Source organism: Arthrobacter sp. MAHUQ-56, assembly GCF_019710585.1.
GTDB lineage: Bacteria > Actinomycetota > Actinomycetes > Actinomycetales > Micrococcaceae > Arthrobacter.
In genome coordinates this window covers 1-24053 of sequence record NZ_JAIFZQ010000013.1, presented here as the reverse complement: position 1 = coordinate 24053, position 24053 = coordinate 1, and the positions used below count along the sequence as shown (strand labels likewise).

Sequence of the window (24053 nt, the reverse complement as noted above, 5' to 3'; positions counted from 1 at the left end):
CGGCGTGGAACGTGGATGCGGTACTGCCTGCTTTCGGCCCTGCTGATCGGGATCCACTTGGGAACCCTGTGGTTCTTTTCCGACGGCGTTTACCACGGCGGCGCGAACGTCCCGCTCCGCAGATTCCCGGAGGACGTCGATGTCTTCTTCATCCTGACGTTCACGCCCACGTTTATTGGTCTCAAGTTCCTGGCTTACGACTCCGCAGTGCGGGCAATCACTAAGGGCTATAGGCCGGCCGCGGTGATGGTCGTTTTCATCGCCGGCTACGTGGTGGCCCTGGCGATGGAGATTGCCTTCCTCATCGCGGCCTCAAGACCGATTGCCGACTCGGGGTTTGCGCTTCTGGGTTCGATTCTCCAAACGCCCTTTGTACTCCTCCTAGCGGGCGCGGTCGTCGCAGGTTTGGCGCTGAAGAAAGACTTCCCTCCTCAGACCTAACCGGGCACATCGACCTAACCCATGCCACTGGACGGCGCGATGGAAGACCGGAGGATACTAAGAGAGCCTCCCCCGCCAGTAACGACTGCGTCCCCAGGACGGCCGAAAGGTATACCCATGCCCGCCCGCTTCCTCCCCGCCCACCCGCCCAGCATGCACCTGGTGCTCATGCTAGTGCTCACGTTCTCAACCGGCGTGCTGGACGCGGTGGGCTATCTGGGCCTGGACCGGGTGTTCACGGCAAACATGACAGGCAACGTGGTGATCCTGGGCATGGCACTGCTGGGCGGCGACAACCTTCCCATCCTTGGCCCCATCGTGGCCCTGGCCGGGTTCATGACCGGTGCCATGATCTCCGGACGTGCACTGCGGCTCAGCAGCGCGGGCTGGAACCGCCGCACCACCACGCTGCTGGTAGGTGTCAGCGCCGTCATGGCGGTTGTGGCAATCCTTCTCCTGATCGGGGTCAACCCGCGGCACAACGAGGTCCTGACGGTTGCCATCACCGGCACGCTGGCGGTCACCATGGGCGGGCAGGCCGCCACCGCCCGTCACCTCAACGTCAGGGACGTCCCCACTGTGGTGGTCACCTCCACCATCACCGGCCTGGCCGCCGACTCACGCCTGGGCGCCGGCACCCACCCCTTCTGGGGGCGGCGGCTTGCGGCCATCGGGCTCATCATGGCCGGCGCTGCGGTGGGCGCAGGTTTCGTGCAGCTCCACATTGGGCTCGGGGTGCTGCTGACGGCGCTGCTCACCCTTGGGGTCGCCCTGCTGGGCTGGAGTGCCACCAACCGGCACTCTCCCCCACACGCCGCGGACACGGCGACGGCCGCACCCAGCCCGGGCGTCGGCGTCGTAAGACCTGACCCCCAGGCCGAGGCGTAGGCCCCAGCCGCAGAAACGGCGGCTACCCCTCGCAGGCCACCCCGTCGCCGTCGCCATCCAGCCCGGAGCGGTACCCGGCCGTTCCTGCGTAGAGCGGCGCTGCTCCGGCAGCCACCACTTCGGCGCAGTTGGCGTAGTAGACCACCGTGGTGCTGGAAGCGGCTGCGACATACGTCGGCGCCGGCTGCCCGGGGCAACCGGCGAGCATGCCCGCGATCGCGTCGTGCTCGGCTTGCGTCACCCACAGGCTGTACCGCGCCTTCACCGATACCTGGCGCGCGACGTACTCGCACCGGAAACCCTTGGCCGGGGGCAGCCAGGTGGCGGCGTCGCCGTCGCCCTTTTGCTGGTTGGTGGGCCCGTCGGTGGCCTGGAGGTTCAGGGGATCGTTGGCGAACGCCGTGCGCTGCTCGGTGGTGAGCTGCTGGGCGCCCTTCTGCCAGGCGTCGCTGAGTGCCACCACGTGGTCGATCTGCACGGCGCTGCTGGTGGTGGTGCCGCGGATGAAGTCGATGACGGTGCCCGTGTACGGGTCAGCGAGCACGCCGGTCTTGACCGTGCAGGGGACGCTGTTGACGTACGTGATGTCCGTCAGGTCCCGGTTGAGGATGTCGTTGCGGGTGTCGCAGCCGTTCCGGTCCACGTCCGCCCAGGTGGGTCCGAACAGCGAGCGCTCATACCCCGTCTTGGGCGCGCGGCCCTTCACGGGAAGGGTCTCGAGGAGGTCCGAAGCCGTGGTGGTGTCTGCGGCAACGGCTGGCAGGCTTCCGCCGAAGAGCGCCAGCAGGGCGGACAGGACGACGGCGGCAGCCCAGCGGGTGCCGGACGCGGGCAAAGTTGCGGGCAAGGTCGCGGACATGCAGTTCCCCAGTTTGTGTGCACGAGAGTTGAGAGGGTCGGGGCTCCACGGCTGCCGACGCCACGGACGAGCTTATCGGCCGCCTACGAGCGATTTCCCCGAACTGGGCCAACTCTTCCCAATTCCTGCGCGAATCCTGTGGCGATATTCAACGCAGGCTAATTCAGCTATCTGATAATGAGGGGGTGGTCACAATTTTCAAAATCCTTCACAATGCCCTGTTTTTTGCTGGCTACCTCTCCATACTCGTACTCGCCCTTGTGGTAGGCCACTTCGGCCGAAAAGACATTGAGATAGCAATTTTTGCAGTTGCCATGTCGATGTACGTGGCCATACTCGTTCTTGGAGCAGCGATTAACCGCAAGAACAAACGGATGGGGCTCGTACAGGAGCCACCAGCAGGTGCGGCAAACCTACCGGGAAGAGTTCACAGCCTGCATGCCTCTGCCTCATACGACCACGACGCCCACACAGTTTGGTCCCTCATTCGCCCTGCTGAAAGCGCGGTCTTCCTCTCAGATGCACAGCGGGCCTTCACTGTTCCCGGCACGCCTCCGGGCGTAGGGGAGCAACAGTGTTTCATCAACCGCGACGGCTCCGTCTCAATTATCGAAGTCATTGGCGAGGAAAGCCCGTGGTGGGCAACGACGAGGCCGATTGCACAGGACGAAGCTAACCGGCGCTATACCTATCGACTCGAGCCCACACCTACCGGCTGCACGCTCACCATGGGAGCTGTTATTGAGCTTCCTGGAAATACTGCCTTTGCCTACGACCCAAATGACTGGTGGGAAATCCATTCTCGGACATACTTCAACCGTATTCAGGAAGTTCTTTCGGCCCGGCAAAACTAATTGGGCGAACAAGGCTCGACCCGGCTCAAGCTGAGAGTCCATCCGCGCTGGATGCGGGCGGCTCGCAGCAGGCACGGCGACGGCGGCACCCAAACCGGGTGCCGCCGTCGTGAGTCCTGACCTGAAGAACCCTGCCTAACCGGCAGCCAGGCTTCCCGCTCCGGTCACGAGGCTGGGCGCACCACTATCGCCGAGCCGCACTGGTTGATGAGCGTCCCGGAACTCGAGGCCGCGGTGGCCGTCTTCGTGCCGGTGGCCGACGTATCGGTCAGGGCGAGGCTGTTCACCTCGATGGCCGCGTTCGACTTTGCCGCGATGTTCGACGACACGTCGCCGAGCTCACTCGTCCCCGCCGGCGCAGTGAACGACGTGGTCGCAGAATTGGTGCCGTTCCGCACGCCGTGTGCGGTCAACAGCAGCGCGCCGGCGGTCACCGGCGTGACGGACGGCGCCCGCACGTCCGGGTAGGCCACCCCGCTGTTGGTGTCAGTGGCGGGTGTGACATCCAGCGGCGTCGTCGTGTTGGCGCCCTGCACGGCCACCGTGGCCCAGGCATACCGGGAGGCGGGCTCCGGCACGCTCGGCGCGGTGTCGCCGGACTGCATCACCCGGTACCAGACCGCCTGGTGCGCCGACGCGGAGCTGGCGCTTGTGAAGTCAGCGATGGCCCGCGTCCATCCCGCCGGAGTGGTGACGTTCGCCGAGCCGGACACTGTCACCTGGGAGAACAGGAAGACCGTGTCACCCGGCTGCCAGCCTGCCGGCAGGGTGGGCGTGTACGAGCCGGAGGCAGTCAGCTCGCCGGCCCCCGTCGTGGAGGACCTGACAGAGACCGGGGTCGCCGTCGGCGTTGGGGTCGGTGTTGGCGTCGGCGTAGCTGTTGAGGTCGCTGTTGGGGTCGGCGTCGGCGTCGCTGTTGAGGTCGCTGTTGGGGTCGGCGTAGGCGTCGGGCTCGGTGACGGCGCCGGCCTGGTCAGCGTGAAGCTGTCGGTGTAGGTCCCGCCAGACGCGCGGACGAAGCTGCCGCTCAGCGTGGTGTCCGTCACTGACACGTTCAGGAAGCCGTACGTCGGGTTGTTGTTGCTGCCCATGAAGCTCTGGAAGTACGGAGCCGTCGTCGTATTGCTCTCGCTGTTGATCGACCTGCCGCCCGAACCGACGGTGGCCAGGATGGTCCCGGTGCCGGCGGCGAACTGGCCGGTGGGGTTCGTGTCCGCAACGCAGTCGGGGTTGAAGCTGCTGACCGGGATGGCCGTGCAGCTGCCGTTGAGGGCGAGCGGGTAGCTGCGCGCGTATGCGTGGTCATGCGCCTGCAGGTACAGGTCCACCTTCTTGGCCACCAGCAGGTTCATCAGGTCAGGGCTGGCAGCGCACGGGTAGTTGACCATCGACAGGCAGTACATGTGCATCCCCACCACGACGAACGGGATCCCCGCAGCCCGCGCCGCATCGATGGTCGAGGACACGTACTGGTAACCCTGCGTGCCGGCCTTGTAGGACCAGTCCTTGGTGGTGCCGTCAAAGGTCAGCTTCGGGGACACCATGATCACCCGCACCAAGGGGCTGGTGGCCGGGTAGTCCGTGTAGAACTGCTGGCCGTAGTCGCCCGATGAACCGAGCTTGTCCGGCAGGCACGCGGCGAAGTTGGACCACACGCCGTCGGGTCCGTTGTCCTCGTGGTTCCCGGACACCACCTCGTAGGGCATCGTTCCGGCATGCTGCGTGACGAACGAGCACCAGGACGATTCCGGGGTGATCTGGGAGTAGGACATGTCGCCGAGGTTGAAGAACGCGGCGGTTCCGGCGTTGCGGGCCGCGTCGATCACCTTGCCCGTGACCGTGTTGCCGCCGGTATCGCCGACGAACCCCAGGCTCACCGTCGCTGCAGCGGTGGCCTTGGTCTCCCGCGACGTCGCGAGGAAGTACACGTTGGCGAGGACGAGTGCGAGGCCGAGGACAACGGCCAGGACCCGGCGGAAGGGGTGGCGCACGCGCCGGCGGCCGTTCATGGGCAGCTCCATTCGGTGGCGCGGCGCAGCCCGTTGGCTGCCGCGGAATATCCGACGACGACGGTCGGCCCGCCCTGGCGTGACACGGAGGTCGCCCCTCCGGACACCCCGGTGAACTGGCCGTCCGAACCCGGCGGCAGGATGCGGGCGCTCTTGCCGATCCACATCACGGCCTGCGGGCGGGACCCCCGGTACGACGGCGTGCTGCCGGCGCCGACGGCGATTCCCGCCACGCCTGCCTGCGCGCTTGATGCGGGGCCTGCGGCGGCTGCGCCGAGGTCACTGATGAGGCCCGACGCGCCCCAGGCGACAGCGTGTGTTCCTTCGGGTACGGCGCTCTGGCCGAGCGCCTGCCCGGACGGGTCGATCGCGAGCACCACGCCGCCCCGTCCGGCGAGGGCCGGCAGCACCTTCGGCGTACCGTCAGGTGCCCACAGAACCGGTGTACCGCCGTCGTCACCCAGCGCCACCCCGCCCACAGTGCCGTCAGGGCCGATCGCGAACGCATGGCCGCCCCGCACACCCGCGGGCAGCGGAAGCTCGCGGGGAGCTGCGGTCACGCTGGGCCAGACAGCGGGATGCTCGTCCTCGTCGGCGCCCGGACCGTCCGCGTGGTCCTCGCTGGCGACCAAAACCCCTGCGACGACTCCCCCATCCGAGACCGCCGACGGCATGGCAACGTCGCCCGGGCTGACGGGAAGCGGGTGGTACTGGCCGTTTTGCCACCACCATCCCACCAGCATTTCCTGGCGGGGGTCATACCCCGTGCCGACCACCACGCCGTCCTTGTTCACCGAGGCGGGGGCGACGGCCTGCAGCGGGATCGACAGCGCGGTGGCCTGCCCGTTCCGCCAGAGCACCGGCGCGGACTCGCCGCCGGCAGTGTCGGCGATGCCGACCACCAGGCCATTGCTGCTCGCCGCGGTCGCGTTGCTGCCCCGGCCACCCAGTCCGGGGAGCAGCCGGGCCGAACAGTTCGTGGCGGCAGGGAGGTCGGCCTGGGCAGCAGACGCCGCAATGGGCATCATCACCACCGCGCCCTCAACTGCCAGCAGTGCGGCCGTCAGCAATGCCTGGGGCCGCACAGTCCTGCGGCCGCCCTTCTGAGAAATTCCGTAGTCCCGCAATGTTGCTCCCCGGAGTTGAGCCCCAGATTCCCAGCAGCATCTGCGGCACAATCGACCACGGCCATGGCGGCCCTGTTCCTATGAGGCTAGGACCCGGGCCAACCGCAAGTCACGAGTACGGGATACCTAATTCCCGGGCCCGCCCGTACTTGGGGGATATCCCCCTAACCTGGGCCGATGCACCCAAGCCGGGTGCCGCCGTCGTACGTTCGCTACTTAAGCTTCGGCACCAGCACGGGCGTTGTCTTCTTGTAGGCCTCATAGTCCGGCTGGCCGCCCCACGTCTTGTCGGCCTTCTTCTCCAGGGGAGGCACCCCGCTGCCCTTGGTCAGCAGCAGGGTCACGAACACCGGGGAAATGAGGGCTGCCCACTGCCAGCCCTGGAGCACCGGAAGGGCGATGATGGCCACGCCCACCCAGAGCGTGATCTCGCCGAAGTAGTTGGGGTGGCGGGACTTTGACCACAGGCCCGTGCTGATGAACCGGCCCTTGTTGGCGGGGTCGGCCTTGAAACGGGTCTTCTCGAGGTCCGCCACGGTTTCGATGGTGATGCCCGCGGCCCACACCAGCAGGCCCGCCCAGAAGAACCCGTCCAGGCCCACCTTCCTGTCCGACGTGATGGCCACCCACGCGAGCGCCGCGGTGAGCACCACCCACAGGCCCTGGATGGTCCAGGTGTTCAGGAAGCGGAAGAAGTCCGGCTTGAGTTCGTCGAAGCGGTCGTCCTTGCCGTGCTTGCGGATGCGCAGGAACAGGAAGCTGCCCAGCCGTGCCGCCCACAGCACCACCATGGCGGCCAGCAGCATGCCGCGGGCGTCCACTCCCGGGGAGGCGAGCACCAGGAACACGGTGATGGAGATGTAGGTCAGGGCACCGGTGAGGTCGTAGAACTTCTCCGTCTGCGCCTTGTAGGAGGGAATGAACACCAGCCACTGGATCACGAACGCGGCCGCAACCCCCAGCGCGAACACCGGGAACCCGCCGATCCTCGACCCGCCCTGGCTGCCGGCGAGGGCGATGAGCACCGCCACCACCACGGCCACGAGGACGCTGATAATGGCCTTGCGGCTGTTTCCGTTCATGCAGGTGCGGTCCTTTCACGGCCTGCCGCGCGCTGCTGCACGGCACTGTTCACTTGGTCTTCGGAGCGGGGACGGTGATGTATGGGTGGGCTCCCGCGAAACGACACCCTCCACCTTCTGCCGCTTCCACACCGTCCGGCCCCCTGGCGGCACCGAACTGCTTCTGTAAGTTCTACCAACCCCAGGAGCCCCGCATGAGCCCCCGCACCAAGAACTGGCTGGTCACGTACGTCGTCACGGCCCTGATATTCGCGGCCCTGGACGTCGCCTGGATCCTGCTGGTGGCCAATCCGCTGTACCAAAGCCAGATCGGCGGCCTGCTGGCGCCCCGGGCCAACCTGGCTGGTGCGGTCCTGTTCTATGCCATCTTCGTGGCCGGGATGGTGCACTACGGCGTGCGGCCCAACAGCCCGGACGCGACCCTACGGCAGCGGGTTGCGGGTGGTGCCCTGTTCGGGTTTTTCACCTACGCCACCTGGGCCCTGACCGGGTTCGCCGTGCTGAAGGACTTCACAGCGCTGGTGGCCGTCACGGACATCCTTTGGGGCGCTGCGGCGTGCAGCCTGGTCACCTTGGTGGCTGCATCGGTCCTGCGCGGCCGGATCCGGAAGGTGCGTCCAGCCTGACCGCGGTGACCTTGTACTCCGGGCAGCCGGTGGCCTCGTCCCCCACCGGCGAGGTGAGTCCGTTGACTGCGGCGCCCGGGAAGTGGAAGCCCGCGAACACCTGGCCGGGCTCCACGTCATCGGTGATCCTCACCTGGAGTACGGCCTCCCCGTGACGGCTCTCCACCCGCACGGTGTCCCCGCCGCCCAGGCCCAGTGCCGCGGCGTCGTCCGGCCCGACGTCGACCGTCTCCCGGCCCAGCAGGCGCAGGTTCGCCGTGCGGCGCGTCATGCTCCCCGAGTTGTAATGCTCCGCCCTGCGCCCCGTGATCAGCAGGAACGGGAACTCCCCGTCGCACTCCTCCCCGGGCGGAAGGTAATGCCTGGCGGCGAGGTGCGCCCGCCGGTCAGGCGTGGCGAAGCCGTCCTGGTACAGCCGGGGCGTTCCAGGGGAACCGGCGGAGCCGCACGGCCAGTGCAGCGGCCCCTCCCGGTCCAGGCGGGAATGCGACACACCGCCGAACAGGGGCGCCACAACAGCGCATTCCGCCATGGCGTCGGCCGGCGTTGCGCACCCCAGGCCGGTTCCCATCCGGGCTGCGACGGCGTGCAGCACCTCGAAATCCGTGCGGACACCTTCAGGGGGTGCAACGGCCTCCCGGACGCGCTGGAAGCGCCGGTCAAAGTTGACGAACGTGCCGTCCTTTTCCAGCCATGCGGCCACAGGAAATACGACGTCGGCGGCAGCGGCCGTCGCGGAGAGGAACAGGTCGTTGCAGATCACCAGAGGGCAGGCATCCAGGGCAGCGCGGACGGCTGTGCTGTCCGGGTCGGTGGTGAGCACGTCCTCTCCGATGACCCAGAGCGCCTTCAGCTCCCCGGACCGGGCGGAGGCAAACATCTGCGGGATCCGAAGACCGGGCCGGGCCGGCACCTCGGCCCGCCAGGCCGCTGCGCACCGCTCCCGCGCTGCAGGGTCAGTGACTTTCTGGTACCCGGGCAGCAGGTCCGGCAACGCCCCCATGTCCGAGGCGCCCTGGACGTTGTTCTGTCCGCGCAGCGGGTTCACACCGCCGCCGCCACCCGGGCCGACGGCGCCCCGCAGGACTGCGAGGTTGGACAGCGTCCGGACGCCGTCCGTGCCGTGCTTATGTTCCGTCACGCCCAGTCCATAGAAGATGGCCGGCGCTGCTGCCTCCCCATAGAGCAGGGCTGCCCGCACCAGGTCATCCTCCCGGACACCGCTGATCGCCGCCACCCGGTCCGGCGGATAGTCGTCCAGCAGCACCCGCAGTTCCTCATAGCCGGTGGCGTGTGCCGCCAGGAAGGCGGAATCCACCAGCCCTTCCCGGACCAGGACATGCGCCAGGCCGTTGAACACGGCCACATTGGTTCCCGGGCGTGGCCGGAGGTGGACATCGGCGTGCCGGGCCAGGTAGGTCCGGCGTGGGTCCACCACCACCAGGCGCGCCCCATCCATGACGCGCTGGAAGATGCGCGAACCCACCACCGGGTGCGCCGCCGTCGGGTTCGCCCCGACCAGCAGGACAGCGTCACAGGCATCCAGGTCATCGAACGGGTTGGTTCCGCCGCCCAGGCCGAAGGCGGCAGCCAGGCCGGCTGCGGACGGGGCATGGCAGAGGCGGGAGCAGTTGTCCACGTTGTTGGTGCCCATGACGGCCCTGGCGAACTTCTGGGCCAGGTAATTCTCCTCATTGGTGGCCCGGGCCGAGGAGATCAGGGCGAATCCGTCCGGGTCCGCGTCCCGGACCGCGGTGAGCCTGGCAGCCACGAACCCGATGGCCTCGTCCCAGGTTGCGGGAGCCAGCGCCCCGTTCCGCCGGATCAGGGGCGTGCTGAGCCGCTCCGCCGAGTTCAGGAATCCGTGGGCAAAGCGTCCCTTGACGCAGGCGTGCCCGCGGTTGAGGGACCCGTTCCCGTCGGGCTTCACGGTGAGGATCGTGTTGTCCCGGGTGGCCACCTCCAAAGTGCAGCCGACGCCGCAATAGCCGCAGGTCGTCGTCGTCAGCTGTTCGGTTGCCCGCTCCTGGGTTGCCCGCTGCCCACTTGTGGCCTGCAGGTCCAGCAGCCCGGGTTCCGACAATGCCCCGGTGGGGCAGGTGTCCACGCAGGCCCCGCAGGAGACGCAGTCGGACTGCGCCCAGGGCCCACCCGTCCCGGGCGCCACCACCGTCCCGGCTCCCCGGCCCACCAGCGTCAGCGCGAACGTGCCCTGGATTTCGGCGCACGCGCGGACGCACCGCCCGCAGGCGATGCAAAGGTCCCGGTCGAGCTTGACGTACGGGTGCGAGTGGTCCACACCGCGGACCGGGAGCAGAACACTGCCGGCCGGGGCACCCACTCCGTACTCCGCGCAGTCCCGGGCCAGCTCGCTCCGGTCAACGTCCAGCGCCCGTGGCGGCAGTCCCGCCACGATGGCCTGCAGCGCAGCCCGCCGGTCGGGCCGGGAGGCGTCGACGGCGATGTGCAGCCCCTCCTGGGCCGGGGTGCTGCAGGCCGCCACGAGGCCGCGGCCGGTGATGTCCACCAGGCAGGTCCGGCAGGAGGCCACCGTACTGAGCCGGTCGTCGTGGCACAGCGTGGGAATCTCCAGGCCTGCGGCACGCACGGCATCGAGCAGCGTTGCTCCGGCCGGCACGTCCACCGGGTGGCCGTCAATGAAGACCCTCATGCCTGCCACCCGGCCAGCCCGTAGACCCGGGCGAGGCTCCGCACCGCTGCCGGCACCCGGCGTCCGAAGGCGCACAGGCCGCCCGCCGCCATGGTGTGGAGCACTTCGCTGCGTTCCCGTTTGGAAACGGCTTCATCCGGCCGCCCTTCTGGGTCTCCCGGCAGTGCCGGTTCTTCCGGCGCCCCGGCCAGGGCACGTCCCCGCCACGTGCCCACCCGGCACGGCGAACACTGGCCGCAGCTCTCCTCCGCGGCAAAGTCCCACAGATTCTGCAGCACCTGGCCGCCGGTGAGCCGGTCATCGAAGGCGACGATTCCGGCGTGGCCCAAGGCTGCGCCATGCCTTGACAGTGCCGCTTCGCTCAGCGGGATATCGAGATCGCCAGGGCCCAGGAAGCCGCCCAGCGGACCGCCGATCTGGAGGGCACGGAGCGTCCTTCCGTCCCGAAGTCCGCCGCCAAGGTCCTCCACGATCCGCCGCACGGGGGTGCCGATCTCCACTTCGTAGGCGCCCGGGCGGAGGAACCGCTCGGACAGGCAGGTCAGCACCGTTCCGGACTCGTCGGCCGTCCCCAGTTCCGCATATGCGGCACCGCCGCGATCCACGATCCACGGGACCGCGCAGAGCGTCTCCACGTTGTTCACCACGGTGGGCCTGCCGTGCAGGCCGTGCGCCGTGGGGAACGGCGGCCGGGGACGCACCACGCCGCGGAGGCCCTCAAGCCCGTTAAGCAATGCCGTTTCCTCGCCGGACACGTAGGAACCGGCTCCCACGGCTACCTGGATGTCCAGGCCGGTCCCGGTGCCCACGGCGTCCGGGCCAAGGTAGCCGGCGGAGCGGGCTTCTGCCACTGCCTCCCGCAGCCTGGCAGCGGCACGCGGATACTCTGACCGGACAAATACGACGCCGGAGTCCGCACCGACGGCGAAGCAGGCAAGCGCCAGGCCTTCCAGCACGCGGTGCGGGTCCTGTTCCATCAGGAGCCGGTCCGCGTACGAACCCGGGTCCCCCTCGTCACCGTTGGCCACCACCACCCGGGGACCTGGATGTTCAAGGGCGGCCCGCCACTTCGCTGCGGTGCGGAATCCGGCCCCTCCCCGCCCCCGGAGTTGCGCGGCTTCCACCTGGGCCAGCACGTCCCCCGGGACTGCGGAGGCGGCGACGCCCGGCCAGACAGACCACGGCCGGGACTCTCCCAGTATTCCGGCGGTCACTACCGGTACCCGGCTGCTGCTTGCCGCCGGGATGGATGGGGCCGTGCGGGGCGCCGTTCCACGCAGCTGGTCGGCCAGGTCCGGCCCGGCATGCGCGTCCCCGCCGTCCAGCGCCGCTGGTCCGGAGTAGCAGTAGCCCAGGCAATGCACTTCCTGGAGGGAAACGGACCCGTCCCCGCTCCGGCTCCCCGCCTGCACCCCGAGTGCTGCCTCCACCCCGGCAAGGTGCGTCCCGCCGGTGGCCGCGAAGCAGGCCGCTGCAGTGCACACCCGCACGTGCCTGGCTCCGTGGGACACGGTGAAATCTGCGAAGAAGGATGCCGGGCCTTCCACGGCAGCCGCGGGCAGGCCGAGCTCGCGGGCAATGCCGGTGCTGGCGGCGTCCATGTGCGCGGACTGGGACTGGCGCAACGAGTCAGGGACGCCGTCAATGTCCCGGCCGAAGCGGGCGGCATACCTGCGGAACGGATCGTCGGTGTTCCGGTCCAGCGTGCCATCGGTTGGGGGGCCCAGGTGCCGGGGTTCCTGCATGCCCCCAACCTTCGTCCCTGCCGGACAGGTCAGGGAAGGGTCCAAAGTCCCCGCGTGCTTGGCGCGCCGCGCCGAACTGGCCCAGTTTTCACCGGTGGGCTGCCGGGAATCCAAGGGAGGGCGAACAGACGGTCACCCAAAACTGGGCCAGTGCGGCACGTCCGGGGGCGGAGGGGTCAGCCGAACAGTGCCGCCACCCGGGTCAGGGTCTCGTAGACGCCGTAGGCGAGGGGCACGCCCACCAGGGCCCAGCCGACGGCGAGCTTCCCTGGCGCTGTGTTCACAGTGGCGTGCTGACCGTTGTGGGGAACAGTGTTCATCTCAGGCCTCCATGGCAGGTTCGTGCCGCGCGTCGGTGCGGGGCTCGTGGAATCGGGCATCAACGGGCTTGACCAGCAGGTTGGCCACGAAGCCGACCACCAGCAGCGCCACCATGGTCAGCAGCGCCGGCTGGTAGGAGGCGGCGTTCAGCTGGCCGGGCTTGCCCTGCGCGTCCAGGAACGCGTTGACGATCAGCGGTCCCGCCACGCCGGCGGCGGACCAGGCGGTGAGCAGCCGTCCGTGGATGGCCCCCACCTGGAAGGTGCCGAAGAGGTCGCGCAGGTACGCCGGGACCGTGGCGAACCCGCCGCCGTAGAACGAGATGATGACGAAGGCGAGCGCCACGTACAGGATGGTGGTGCTGGAGCCGGCCAGCGCCAGGATGGTGTAGAGCACCGCGCCGACGCCCAGGTACACCATGTAGATGCGCTTGCGGCCGGTGAGGTCGGAGGTGGCGGACCAGGCGAAGCGCCCCGCCATGTTGCCGATGGACAGCAGCCCCACGAAGCCCGCCGCGACGCCGGCACTCACGAGTGATTTGCCGTCTGTCTGCCGGAAAAAGTCCTGGATCATGGGCGCCGCCTGCTCCAGGATGCCGATGCCCGCGGTGACATTGCAGAACAGCGCCACCCACACCAGCCAGAACTGGCGCGTCTTGATGGCGTTCTTGGCCGAGACGTTCTCCGTGGTCACCAGCTTTGCGGCTTTGACTTTCGCGGGGTCGAACCCGGCGGGCCGCCAGCCGTCCGCGGGCACCTTGATGGTGAACGCGCCGAAGAGCATGTACACGAGGTAGACGACGGCGAGGGTGAGGAAGAGCTTCCCGACGGCGTCGCCGCTGGCCACCCAGCCCTGGGCGCCGGAGTTGGGGTCGTATGCCTTGAGCAGGGCCTGCGATACCGGGCTGGCGATCAGCGCGCCGCCGCCGAAGCCCATGATCGCCATGCCGGTGGCCAGGCCGGGCCGGTCCGGGAACCACTTGATCAGCGTGGACACGGGCGAGATGTAGCCGATTCCCAGGCCGATGCCGCCCACCACGCCGTAGCCCAGGTAGACCAGCCAGAGCTGGCGCGTGAAGATGCCCAGCGAGCCGATGAGGAAGCCGCCCACCCAGAACATTGCCGAGGTGAACATTGCCTTCCGCGGGCCGTTCCGGTCCACCCAGGTGCCCATGACGGCGGCGGACAGGCCCAGCATCACGATGGCGATGGAGAAGATCACGCCGATCTCGGTCAGGCTGGCGCCGAAGTGCTTGACCAGCGCTGTCTTGTAGACGCTGGTGGCGTAGGCCTGGCCGATGCAGAGGTGGACGGCGAGCGCGGCCGGCGGGACGAGCCAACGGTTGAAGCCCGGCGGGGCGATAGTGTGGTCACGGTCCAGGAAGCCCATGGTGATTCCCTTGCTGTTGGAGACGACGGTGTCCAGAGGCTAATGGCTCATACCCGGGCCCGTTGCCTTCGGCCATCATGCGGCAGATCATCAGCAAACGTACTATTGGCGCGCCGAGCGGCGGTGTTTTTACGGTGAGCGGGCAGTTCCTGCCTAGGACACGGCCAGGGTTTCCAGCAGGGCAACCGCGGCGGCGGTGCCGTCTTCCTCCCGCATCCGTGCCCCGGTTTCCGCGGCCTGCCCGCGCAGGGCGGGGGTCTGGGCCAGTGCGCGGCTGAGCCGGGCCGCGGTGAGTGCACGGTACGGAACGGCCTTCGGTGCGAGCCCGGCCCGGTTCAGCAGGTGGCCCCAAAACGGCTGGTCGGCGATGAAGGGAACCACCACGGACGGAATCCCTGCCCGGGCTGCGGCATGGGCAGTGCCGGCGCCGCCGTGATGGATGGCTGCCACGGCATGCGGAAAGACCAGGTGGTGTGCCACCGATTCCCTGACCAAAACATCGGAGCCCCTGAGGCCGGGGGCAACGCTGATGCCGCCCCAGCCCTCGGCGACCAGTGTCCGCAAATCGTTGTTGCGGGCCGCGGCGATGATCACTTCACCCCGCGCCGCTGCGTCGCCTGCCTTCATGGAGCCGAATCCCGCATAGACAAAGGGCCCGGCGTTGATGAATTCCTCCAGTTCCGGATCCGGCTTGGCGGCGGGTGGTTCCGCCGCCCAGTGGCCGGTGAGGTGGACACTGGCGGGCCAGTCGGCGGGGCGGGGCAGAAGCTGCGGGCTGACCGGGATCGCGGTGGCATCGGGTCCCGCTTTCCACAGGGGCACGGTGTGAGGCCCTGCTCCGGGTGGCAGGGCGTGGACGGCGCTTCCCAGCTCACGCCGGAACATCAGGGCAGCCAGCTGTGATGTCCGGTAGCTGGCGCGGTTCAAAGGGCCCAAGTTGCGGGTGGTGATGAAGGGTGCGGGGAACTCACGGGTGGGGGTCAGCGAAGGAACTGTCTCCACCAGCACCGACGGTATGCCGAGGCTGCGTGCGGCGGCTGGAGCACTGAGGACCTTTGGGTGGTAGACCACAACGTCCGGAGCAAAGGCGGTGATGTGCTCCACGGCAGCTGACAGGAGCCGGGCCATGGCTGGGCGGATCACTGTGCGGAATGCCCTGGCCCCGGCCCGGGGTGAGACGCCGCGGTCTCCGACGAGCTGGGCAAAGTCGATGTGCAGGCTGACGGTGTCAAGGCCAGCCGGGTCCGCTCCGGGATTCTCGGGGATGGCGGTCCTGACCTGGTGCCCGCGTGAACCTGCGGCCCTGGCCAACGCGAAGAAGGGCTCCACGTCTCCACGCGATCCGGCAGTCAGCAGCATGATCTTCATTGCGCAGCGCTCCCCTCCGGGCTGTAGAAACCACAGCATACAAGGGCCCCGGCCACTGCTGTACGTTGGACCGGTACCCGTCAGTAGCAAGCTGGAAGCAGGTGCCGCATGGACGCGGACGTCATCATCATCGGCGGCGGGCTGGCCGGGCTGGTGGCCAGCAACGAGCTGGTCCGGGCCGGCAGGCGCGTGGCCATCGTGGACCAGGAAAACGAGGCCAGCCTGGGCGGGCAGGCGTTCTGGTCGCTGGGCGGGCTCTTCCTGGTGGACACCCCGATGCAGCGGCGCCTGGGCGTGAAGGATTCCTTCGAGCTGGCGTGGCAGGATTGGCAGGGCTCGGCGCAGTGGGACCGGCTTTCGGGCGCGCATCCCGAGGACGAGTGGGCGCGGCAGTGGGGCCGCGCGTACGTGGAGTTCGCCGCCGGCGGGAAGCGCGCATGGCTGCGGGAGCACGGCATCCGGTTCACGCCCCTGGTGGGCTGGGCCGAACGCGGGGACGGCAGGGCCGGCGGCCACGGCAACTCGGTCCCCCGCTTCCACGTTCCGTGGGGCACCGGCACCGGGGTTTCGGAGCCCTTCGCCACGCGTGCCCGGGAGGCTGAGTCGGCAGGACGCGTCCAGTTTTTCTTCCGGCACCGGGTGGACGGTTTAACGTACGACGGCGGCACGGTCACCGGGGTGCGCGGCTCGGTGCTGGCACCCGATGCGTCTCCGCGGGGAGTGTCCTCCAACCGGGACATCGTCGGGGAGTTCGAGCTGCGGGCCCAGGCGGTGGTGATTGCTTCCGGCGGGATCGGCGGCAACCATGGGCAGGTGCGGCGCTGGTGGCCGGAGCGGCTGGGGACACCGCCGCGGAAGATGGTCACCGGGGTGCCGGCGCACGTGGATGGGCGGATGCTGGACATCGCCGATGACGCCGGCGTCCGGCTGGTGAACCGCGACCGGATGTGGCACTACACCGAGGGAATCCAGAACTGGAACCCCATCTGGCCGGACCACGCCATCCGGATCCTGCCGGGACCGTCCTCGCTCTGGTTCGATGCCCTAGGCCGGAGGCTCCCCTCCCCCGGACTGCCCGGCTACGACACCCTGGGCACCCTGCGGCTGCTGCGGACCACCCCGGACATCCAGCAGTACGACCACTCCTGGTTCATCCTCAACCAGCGGATCATCGAGAAGGAGTTTGCACTCTCCGGCTCCGAGCAGAACCCGGACATCACCGGCCGGGACCTCAAGCTGCTGCTCCGGACCCGGCTGGGCCGCGGTGCGGGTGCTCCCATCGAGGCGTTCAAGGAGCACGGCGCGGACTTCGTGATGGCGGACAACCTTGCGGACCTGGTCCGCGGGATGAACAGGCTGACGGAGCAGCCGCTGCTGGACTACGCCCAGCTCAGGCGGCAGATCGAGGAGCGCGACGCCGAGATCCGGAACCCCTACTCCAAGGACATCCAAGTGGCGGGGATCCGCAACAGCCGGCGCTATCTGGGAGACCGGCTGTTCCGCACCGTGAAGCCGCACCGGATCCTGGACCCGGCCGCCGGTCCGCTGATCGCGGTCCGGCTGCATGTGGTGACGCGGAAGACGCTGGGCGGGATCCAGACCAACCTTGACGGCCAAGCCCTTGGGCACAGCGGCGTTCCGATTCCCGGCCTTTATGCGGCGGGGGAAGCTGCCGGCTTCGGCGGCGGCGGTGCCCACGGCTACAACGCCCTGGAAGGAACGTTCCTGGGCGGCTGCATCTTCACCGGCCTCACCGTGGGCCGCTCACTCGCCCGGGCGCTCTGACCAGGCTTCGTACCCTGGCCCCGCGCCGCCGTCGTCCGCTCCACGTCCCTGGATGCTGCGCACTTAAGATGGGGCATGGACTTCGAGGACGCGCTCTTGACCGCAGTGGGTGCCGCGCTGATTCTTCTGATGGTCGCCGACGTCTTCCATACCCTGCTGTATCCCCACGGCTCGGGGCCGGTGGGCCGCACCATCATGCGCGGGTTCTGGCTGCTTTCCAGGAAACTTCGGGGCGGGGCATCCTCCATCGCCGCGCCGCTGGCCATGGCTGCCGTGATCGCTGCGTGGGCTGCCCTGGCGGCGGTGGGCTGGGCCCTGCTCTACCTCCCGCACCTGCCGGAGGGCTTTTCCTACTCGCCCGACGTCACACCGCAGGCTGACTTCTCGGAAGCGCTGTACATCTCGCTGGTGGCCCTCTCCACCGCCGGCTTTGGCGAAATCGTCGCCACACACCCGCTGCTCCGGCTGGTGATGGCGTTCCAGGCCGTGGCCGGTTTCGGCCTGCTGACGGCCACAGTCTCCTGGATCCTGCAGACCTACCCGGCGCTGAGCCGGCGCCGGACCCTTGCCCACCGGCTCAACCTGTTCCGGGAAGCGGCGGGGCCGTCCGGCATCTCCTCCCTGGAAGCCCGGCACGCTGCGGGTCTGCTGGAATCGATGGCCGAGAACGTGGCGTCCGTGAGCATCGACCTGGTGTCATTCCACGAAACCTACTACTTCCATGAGGTGGAGCAGCGGGGTTCCCTGCCGGCGACCATCGCCTACGCCCACCAGCTGGCGTCCGAGGCCCAGGCCAGCGACAACCCCGAACTGAGGTTTGCCGGCCGGATGCTCTTCGCCGCGCTTGATGACCTGGCCGGCGTCCTCCGTGGAAAGTTCGGCCACGTGGGCGAATCGTCCTCCGATGTCTTCGACCACTACGAGCTCCACCACAGGCACCGGCGACGGCCGGAGCCCGGGCGGTAGCCGCCGCTGTCCGTTGTCGCTGTGAGTGCCCAGGCGTAGACTCAGCCCACCATCGACCCGGAGGCGGGAAGCCATGAAGAGCATCCGGGCGCAGGCCCTCGAAGCGGAACAGAACGCCAGGCTCACCCCGGGCGGCGACGAGCGGTTTTCCGGGTACGGCGTCATGGGCCTTCCCTTCAGCTCCGGACACGTCCTGGCCATGCGGCGCTTCCCCGTGACCAGCGTAGGGCCGGGTTACAGCTCCGTTTGGCTTCGCCGGCCAACCGGCAGGTGGACCATCTACGCCGACGCCCGGCCCGAGGTCTCCTGCGCGCGCTATTTCGGTGCTGCCCTGGACGACGCCGTCCAGTGCGGCGTCGATGTCAGCTGGACGGCGGATAACGCCTTCACCGCCACGATCGGCCGTGACGACGTGGACCTGACCTGGACGGTGGAGCTGGCGGCCACTCCCGTAACCACTTCCATGAGCGCCATCATGGGCGCGCTGCCCCACACGCTCCTCTCGAACACAGCGTTCCTCAAGGCCATGAGTGCCGCTGCCGGGCCCATGCTCGGCGCGGGCCGGCTCGGACTAGCGGGCCGCGTTCCCAACAAGCAGGGATTCCGGGCCAAACCGCGGCGCATGTGGTTCATCTCCCGCAGTTCGGCAACCCTTGGCGGCGAGGACCTCGGCAGCCCGCAGCCGTTGCCCGCCCAGACCCGGCTGGGCGATTTCTGGATTCCCCAGCGGGGCATCTTCGTGATCGGCGCTTCGGCCTTCGACACGTTCGATCCCGCGCAGCACCTTCCGGCCACCGCCCGCAGCAGCCCGTAGGCTACCTCCGCCTGTGCGATGACCTGCGCGATGACCTGTGCGGTATCCGGATGTGGATGGGCCGGAAACGGCGCGGGCCGATGGTTTCGCCCCGGCTGGTCAGCGCCACGGCAGCAACCACGAGCCACGTGGTGGCCGCCTGCCCCCAGGGGTAGACCTGCTGGGGGACTCCGGGCGTCGTCGGGTTGAGGATGAACTGGAATGCCGCCAGGCTCGCGTGCATCAGCGCCGCCACGAGCACACTGCCCGTGTGGTCGTAGACCCAAACCATGAGCACCCGGTAGGCCGTCAGCTGGCCGACGAGTACCGCGGCTGCCCACAGCGACATGAAGACCGCCAGCGGCACGCCGCCGTTCGTCCCGCCACCGCCCCAGTAGTTGACGAAGAAGTGCCAGACACCCCACAGCACCCCCACCAGTAGCCCTGTCCAGAGAACGCTGAAGTGCTGCCTTGCCCGGGGAATGGCGAACCCCGTCCAGCCGATCTCCTCGAGGGGCCCGACCACCAGCCCCAGCACGACTGCCGTGACGAGCGTCCCTGCCCTGTCCGGCCCCGTGGCAATCCTCGGCGCATAATTCAGGGAAGACATCCACAGCACCAGCACGGGAGCGGCCAGCGTTACTGGTGCGACCAGCAGGGCGAAGAGGTACCAGCGGCCCTCGACCCGCCACTTCACCAGCCGGGCCCACAGGTCCCGGTACCCTTCCCGTCCCGACACGATTCCGGTCAGGACCAGGCTGGCCACCGCGGGTCCCAGCAGCATCGCCGGCACCGTGGCGGGGATGGTGAGCTGGAACTGTTCCGGCGTCGGCGAGAGGCCGCCGGTGACGGCCCACACGGCCGCGACTATGGCGCCCCAGGACAGGGTGAAGGTCACGGCGAAGTACCACGGCAGCGGATGCCTGCGCACCGATGTCGCCAGGGCATGCATGGGAACCTCCCCGCGTTTCAGGCCACGAGCCGGGCCACCAACTCCCCCCGGCTCCCAACGCCGACTTTCTCGAAGACCGACTTCAGGTGGTCATGCACGGTGTGCGGGGAGATGAACAGGTGCCTGGCGATGTCCGCCGTCGGATTTCCGGACAGCACCTCCAGGCAGACGTCCCGCTCCCGGGCCGTAACCCCGTACGCCATCAGCAGCAGGCTGGCCACTTCATGGGTGGTGGCGGGCTCCACGGTGACCACCATCTGCTCGGGGTCGTCCCCGGTGATCAGCCGGCTGGCCTGCAGCACCACCCAGTTGTTCCCGGCGTCGCGCATCCTCGCCCGCGCCGTTCCGGAGGCAGCGGCATGCGCCTGCGCCACGACCGAATAGAGCGTCATGCTGAACCTGCCGGGGGCGGCTTCCTCCACCTCGGCCAGCCAGGTGGCGGCCGCGGAGGTGGCCGCGCGCAGCTCGCCGTGCAGCCCGGCCAGGACAATGACGGGTCCGACGGCGGCCTGCCGCACCGGGTGCGCCACACGGACTGCGACCCTGGTGGCGGCCGCAAGGGTGGCTGTCACCGCGTCCAGGAATTCCAGCTCGCGGTCGGTAAAGTCGCGGCCGCCGTCGCGGAAAATGCTGCCCACTCCCCAGCACGTGTCGTCCACGCGGAACGCCGCCCGCAGCTCGTGTTCCAGGCCCTGCGGCTTGAGCAGGTCGTTGATGCGGACGCTGCGCACCACCTCCCGGTGCGGCGCGTCCGACATCCTGGCGATGGCATGCGGCCGGCGCAGCAACTCGGCGAAGGTGTTGGGTTCCTGTCCGGTGTATTCGGTCTGGGCAAAACGGAGGCTGTACTCCTCGTACTGGTCCTTGCCCACCGGCCAGGGCTGCCAGTTGGTGATGGACGTCATGACCATTGATTCGGGGTCGACGGCGGCCCAGCACCCCTGCTCGAACGGCACCTCGCGCTGCACGACGGCGAGGGCCGAGGTGTAGAGGTCTGCCAGGCCCATCCCGCCGGCAGCCAGTGCTGCGATGTCCCGCCGGGCACGCTCCGCGCGCTCCTCCCACATACCTCAAGTATCGTCCCGGACGGCGGGGCGGCAATCCCCTAATTTGGGGGGCTCCCAAGCACCCCGAAACCCCCGGTGAGGGGATCGCGGCGGTGCGTGCCGCCGTCGTACTTTTCCCTTATGGGATGCCGGACCAGGCCCGGCGTCACCGGATCAAAGGAGGTTGCAATGGGACAGGCACGCGATGTCATGGACCGGCTGATGGCGGCCATGGAGTCGAAGGACAAGGATGCGCTGGCTGGCTGCTATGCCGCCGACGCGGTGCTGGACACGCCGGACCAGGGTGAGATTACCGGACGCGCGGCAATCGCGGACTATTACTTCCATTTCTGGGAGGCCATGCCGGACGTCAGGTACGAGTTCGTGGACAAGCATGAGGCCGGGAACGTTGCCATCGATGAAGGTTTCGTGACGGGTACGAACACCGGGGCGCTCAACCTGCCCACCGGCGGGACAATTCCGCCCACCGGCCGGCAGGTCCGGGTCAGGAGCTGCGACGTCGCCAGGGTGGAGGCCGGCGCGATCACCGCATACCGTGCCTACTTCGACCAGATGGAACTCCTGGGACAGCTCGGGCTGCTCCCGGAACCGTCCAGGCAGTAGGAGGCTAGACTGGCCGGGTAAGGACGGATTGGGGGATCCAGGGCGGTGTCTGCTGCCGTTTCCGCTGGTCGGTCGCCGGCCAATGCAAAGGAACACCGTGGCCTTCTTCCAGGATTTTCCCGTCCCTCCCCTGCCGCCCCGGCCCCGTGCCGCCCGGCACGCCCCGCCGCCGTGGGCCGCCCCGCCAGCCTACGAACTGTCGGCCGTTGTGCACCTCGGCGCCTTCCTGCACCGCAGCCCGACGACGGTCGTCGCGCTGCGAAGTGCCGAGGTGTTCTCAACGGGTGTGTCGTTCAACCTGTCGTGGGTCTTCCGCCGCGGGGAAGAAGACGAGGAGGCCTGGGATGAAAGGCGCGGCTTGTTCTTCCGGCCCATGGGCATGCACCAGGGCAGGGCCACCCGGTCCGCGCTGATGTTCGGCGTCCAGCTTCCCGACGGTTCGAGGGCCAGTTCCGGCCATCAGGTGCCGTACGGGCTCATGGGCACCGGCGGGCAGCCAGCGCCTCCAACGCTTTCCCTCAACAACGGCGGCGGCGGCGGTGGCGATGACGAACTTGCCGGCACCGGAACCCTCTGGCTGTGGCCGCTTCCCCCTGCCGGCGACCTCCGGTTGTTTGCCCAGTGGACCGACTTCGGCCTCGACGAAACGTCCATCACGCTCGACGGCGGCCGGCTGCGGGATGCCGCTTCCGGCGTTCAGCAGTACTGGCCCGGGGAGGGCAGCAGCAATGGGTAGTTTCACTGGGCTTGTCCTGTACGCGGTCTTCGTCGCCGTCTTCTTCTACATCCTGTACGCCGTGGTGCGTGCCGCGGTCCGGGACGGGATCGGCCAGGCTGACGAGCGGCGGCGGCGCCACGCCGCGGAGCTGGACAGAGATGGCGCATAGGCCATGGCGCAGGGTGAACACCCCTCCGGACTGGATGGCGGCAAGCTCCCAGGATCTTTCACCGGTCACCATCCTCGTGGTTGCTCTCGGCCCCGGCTTGGTGGCCTTCGTGGCCGTCCAGGCCATGCTTGGCTACTGGGTTGCTCTCGGCGCCTTCTTCATCCTTGAGGCCGTGGTGCTGGTGCTGGTGAGGCGGGATTTCCTGCGCAGGAAACGTACCCGGTCTGGTCGATCGTCCGGGGATGCGCGGAAGGACTCCTGATCAGCCGGCCGCAGCCTCCTGGTCGGCGGAAGCCAGCGAGGAGACGATGCTGCCGCAGCCTTGGAGGAACATGCGGCGGCCGTAGCCGTCGTCGGTCCATACCCAGATGATGGAATAGTCTGCCGTGATGGCGTCCACGACCCCGGTGCCGGCAAGGGTTCCTTCGCTGTACCGGACACTGTCCCCCACTGCCAGGCGGGGATGCCGGACCCGTTTCCTTCGTGGCCGAAGGGTAGCGGCGGGCCCTACCATTGCCCTGGCTCCTGGACGTGGTTCTGTTGGTTGTGGTGCATGGGTGTTCCTTGCGTCGCGGGCGGATGGCCAGCTCATTACAACCCTGCCCGCTGCTCCAGGTCACGCACTCCTGCGTGGTGAAGCCAGACTACCCCGCGGCGGGGCGCGCATGCCCGCCCGGGCCCGGGCAACCAATTGTGACTGCCGGCCCGCACATGATCATTAGCGGTCGACGGCGGCGAGCAGTTGCGTTTCGGCGCGGTTCAGGTAGCGGGCAAGGAAGTTCGCTGCCGCGGCAGGCTCCCCGGCCTCCAGGAGCTCCACGATCCTGGCGTTGTCCTCCACATAGGGCTCGTGGAAGGCGGGGTCGGCGGCCATGGAGTGGAACACCAGGCGCATCTCCGCGAGCACCTGGTCCATGAGCCCATTCAGGCGCTCACTGCCGGCACGGTTGACCAGCGCACGGTGGAAGTCCTGGTTGGCGCCGGCCATGGCAGGAATGTCGCCCTTGGCGGCCGCGGCCCGGGCACGGCGGATGATCTCCTTGAGGGGGCCCAGCGGCGCATCCCCGGACCACAGCACTGCCGCGGGCTCCAGAAACCGGCGGACCCTGTAGATCTCGCGGATGTCTGCTGCCGTGGGGCGGGCCACGAAGACACCGCGGTTGGGGATGCGCGTGACGATATGCTCGGCGTGCAGGGCGGTAAACGCCTCCCGGAGGGTGTTGCGGGACACCCCCAGGGCTTCGCGGAGTGCTTCCTCGGCGAGCTTGGATCCGGGCTTCAGCTGTCCCGCCTCGATGCGGCTGCGGAGCTGTGCGGCAACCCAAAGCCCGGTTTCGGCGTGCTTGGTGGTCCTGGCCTCGTTCTGCAGATCAGCCAACACCTCGTCAAACGTCATGGCTCCACGATATAGGCCTCCGGCGGCGTGCCCGGACAACCGACAGGCGGTCGCTTGGGCGTCCCGGGAATGGGGCGTTTGGTGGTGGCTGGTGTTTGGTGCGTGGTGTTTTAAATGTGGGAGGCCCCAACCGTGTGGTTGGGGCCTCGACCATTGGTGTGTGTCCGGCGGTGTCCTACTCTCCCACACCCTCCCGGGTGCAGTACCATCGGCGCTGTGGGTCT

Annotated in this window: 24 protein-coding genes; 11 read left to right on the top strand and 13 right to left on the bottom strand. The window is 68.5% G+C overall.

Features of this window, described 5'->3' with window-relative positions; translation table 11 throughout:
* The first annotated feature begins 15 nt into the window (after positions 1-15).
* Together K4G53_RS07770 and K4G53_RS07765 are read left to right on the top strand one after the other, a co-directional pair.
* Complete coding sequence (locus K4G53_RS07770; RefSeq protein WP_221385140.1) at positions 16-441, top strand: hypothetical protein; 426 nt, start codon at positions 16-18, stop codon at positions 439-441.
* A gap of 117 nt (positions 442-558) precedes the next feature.
* Positions 559-1329, top strand: coding sequence for a YoaK family protein (locus K4G53_RS07765; protein WP_221385139.1), 771 nt, complete (start codon positions 559-561; stop codon positions 1327-1329).
* Between the two features lie 22 nt (positions 1330-1351).
* Here the strand turns inward: K4G53_RS07765 and K4G53_RS07760 are convergent, their stop codons facing one another.
* Positions 1352-2188, bottom strand: a complete 837-nt coding sequence (locus tag K4G53_RS07760; RefSeq protein WP_221385138.1) for a DUF1524 domain-containing protein — start codon at positions 2186-2188, stop codon at positions 1352-1354.
* 185 nt (positions 2189-2373) lie between these two features.
* On the opposite strand from K4G53_RS07760, the gene K4G53_RS07755 reads away from it, so the two are divergent.
* Complete coding sequence (locus K4G53_RS07755; RefSeq protein WP_221385137.1) at positions 2374-3042, top strand: hypothetical protein; 669 nt, start codon at positions 2374-2376, stop codon at positions 3040-3042.
* Between the two features lie 164 nt (positions 3043-3206).
* Here the strand turns inward: K4G53_RS07755 and K4G53_RS07750 are convergent, their stop codons facing one another.
* The 3 genes from K4G53_RS07750 to K4G53_RS07740 form a co-directional block, all read right to left on the bottom strand.
* Complete coding sequence (locus K4G53_RS07750) at positions 3207-5051, bottom strand: hypothetical protein (RefSeq protein WP_221385136.1); 1845 nt, start codon at positions 5049-5051, stop codon at positions 3207-3209.
* Positions 5048-6136 carry a hypothetical protein gene (locus K4G53_RS07745; protein WP_221385135.1) on the bottom strand — a complete coding sequence of 363 codons (1089 nt, stop codon included), beginning with the start codon at positions 6134-6136 and terminating at the stop codon, positions 5048-5050. The genes K4G53_RS07750 and K4G53_RS07745 overlap by 4 nt, the downstream gene beginning before the upstream one ends.
* Positions 6137-6390: 254 nt before the next feature.
* Entirely contained in the window at positions 6391-7260 is an 870-nt protein-coding gene (locus tag K4G53_RS07740) for a DUF1295 domain-containing protein (RefSeq protein ID WP_221385134.1), read from the bottom strand.
* Between the two features lie 194 nt (positions 7261-7454).
* Between K4G53_RS07740 and K4G53_RS07735 the strand changes: the two genes are divergently transcribed.
* Entirely contained in the window at positions 7455-7886 is a 432-nt protein-coding gene (locus tag K4G53_RS07735) for a DUF2177 family protein (protein ID WP_221385133.1), read from the top strand.
* Here the strand turns inward: K4G53_RS07735 and fdhF are convergent.
* The 5 genes from fdhF to K4G53_RS07710 form a co-directional block, all read right to left on the bottom strand.
* Positions 7828-10557 carry a formate dehydrogenase subunit alpha gene (gene fdhF, locus K4G53_RS07730; protein WP_221385132.1) on the bottom strand — a complete coding sequence of 910 codons (2730 nt, stop codon included), beginning with the start codon at positions 10555-10557 and terminating at the stop codon, positions 7828-7830. The genes K4G53_RS07735 and fdhF overlap by 59 nt on opposite strands.
* Positions 10554-12302, bottom strand: a complete 1749-nt coding sequence (locus K4G53_RS07725; protein ID WP_221385131.1) for an NAD(P)H-dependent oxidoreductase subunit E — start codon at positions 12300-12302, stop codon at positions 10554-10556. The genes fdhF and K4G53_RS07725 overlap by 4 nt, the downstream gene beginning before the upstream one ends.
* A gap of 176 nt (positions 12303-12478) precedes the next feature.
* Positions 12479-12622 carry a hypothetical protein gene (locus K4G53_RS07720; protein ID WP_221385130.1) on the bottom strand — a complete coding sequence of 48 codons (144 nt, stop codon included), beginning with the start codon at positions 12620-12622 and terminating at the stop codon, positions 12479-12481.
* A gap of 1 nt (position 12623) precedes the next feature.
* The gene (locus K4G53_RS07715) at positions 12624-14012 is read right to left on the bottom strand and encodes an OFA family MFS transporter (RefSeq protein WP_221385129.1); all 1389 of its coding nucleotides are present in this window, start codon (positions 14010-14012) and stop codon (positions 12624-12626) included.
* 153 nt (positions 14013-14165) lie between these two features.
* Positions 14166-15380, bottom strand: coding sequence for a glycosyltransferase (locus K4G53_RS07710; protein WP_260323428.1), 1215 nt, complete (start codon positions 15378-15380; stop codon positions 14166-14168).
* Between the two features lie 108 nt (positions 15381-15488).
* Between K4G53_RS07710 and K4G53_RS07705 the strand changes: the two genes are divergently transcribed.
* From K4G53_RS07705 to K4G53_RS07695, 3 genes are all read left to right on the top strand, one after another.
* Positions 15489-17165, top strand: coding sequence for an FAD-binding dehydrogenase (locus tag K4G53_RS07705; RefSeq protein WP_221385128.1), 1677 nt, complete (start codon positions 15489-15491; stop codon positions 17163-17165).
* 75 nt (positions 17166-17240) lie between these two features.
* On the top strand, positions 17241-18131 hold the full coding sequence (locus tag K4G53_RS07700; RefSeq protein ID WP_221385127.1) for a potassium channel family protein: 891 nt from the start codon (positions 17241-17243) through the stop codon (positions 18129-18131).
* Positions 18132-18204: 73 nt separating this feature from the next.
* Positions 18205-18945, top strand: a complete 741-nt coding sequence (locus K4G53_RS07695) for a hypothetical protein (RefSeq protein ID WP_221385126.1) — start codon at positions 18205-18207, stop codon at positions 18943-18945.
* A gap of 1 nt (position 18946) precedes the next feature.
* Here the strand turns inward: K4G53_RS07695 and K4G53_RS07690 are convergent, their stop codons facing one another.
* Both K4G53_RS07690 and K4G53_RS07685 read right to left on the bottom strand, forming a co-directional pair.
* Entirely contained in the window at positions 18947-19876 is a 930-nt protein-coding gene (locus K4G53_RS07690; protein ID WP_221385125.1) for a CPBP family intramembrane glutamic endopeptidase, read from the bottom strand.
* A gap of 17 nt (positions 19877-19893) precedes the next feature.
* Positions 19894-20943: a LuxR family transcriptional regulator gene (locus tag K4G53_RS07685; RefSeq protein ID WP_221385124.1), complete on the bottom strand. Its 1050-nt coding sequence runs from the start codon at positions 20941-20943 to the stop codon at positions 19894-19896.
* Positions 20944-21111: 168 nt separating this feature from the next.
* Between K4G53_RS07685 and K4G53_RS07680 the strand changes: the two genes are divergently transcribed.
* From K4G53_RS07680 to K4G53_RS07665, 4 genes are all read left to right on the top strand, one after another.
* A complete protein-coding gene (locus K4G53_RS07680) occupies positions 21112-21546 on the top strand; it encodes an ester cyclase (protein ID WP_221385123.1) in 435 nt (144 codons plus the stop codon).
* Between the two features lie 97 nt (positions 21547-21643).
* Complete coding sequence (locus tag K4G53_RS07675; protein ID WP_221385122.1) at positions 21644-22282, top strand: hypothetical protein; 639 nt, start codon at positions 21644-21646, stop codon at positions 22280-22282.
* Positions 22275-22433, top strand: coding sequence for a hypothetical protein (locus K4G53_RS07670; RefSeq protein WP_221385121.1), 159 nt, complete (start codon positions 22275-22277; stop codon positions 22431-22433). Before K4G53_RS07675 ends, K4G53_RS07670 begins: the two co-directional genes overlap by 8 nt.
* Positions 22434-22446: 13 nt before the next feature.
* Positions 22447-22695, top strand: a complete 249-nt coding sequence (locus tag K4G53_RS07665) for a hypothetical protein (protein WP_221385120.1) — start codon at positions 22447-22449, stop codon at positions 22693-22695.
* Here the strand turns inward: K4G53_RS07665 and K4G53_RS07660 are convergent, their stop codons facing one another.
* Both K4G53_RS07660 and K4G53_RS07655 read right to left on the bottom strand, forming a co-directional pair.
* Positions 22696-22947 carry a hypothetical protein gene (locus tag K4G53_RS07660; protein WP_221385119.1) on the bottom strand — a complete coding sequence of 84 codons (252 nt, stop codon included), beginning with the start codon at positions 22945-22947 and terminating at the stop codon, positions 22696-22698.
* A gap of 204 nt (positions 22948-23151) precedes the next feature.
* Positions 23152-23829, bottom strand: a complete 678-nt coding sequence (locus K4G53_RS07655; RefSeq protein WP_221385118.1) for a GntR family transcriptional regulator — start codon at positions 23827-23829, stop codon at positions 23152-23154.
* Positions 23830-24053 lie beyond the last annotated feature (224 nt).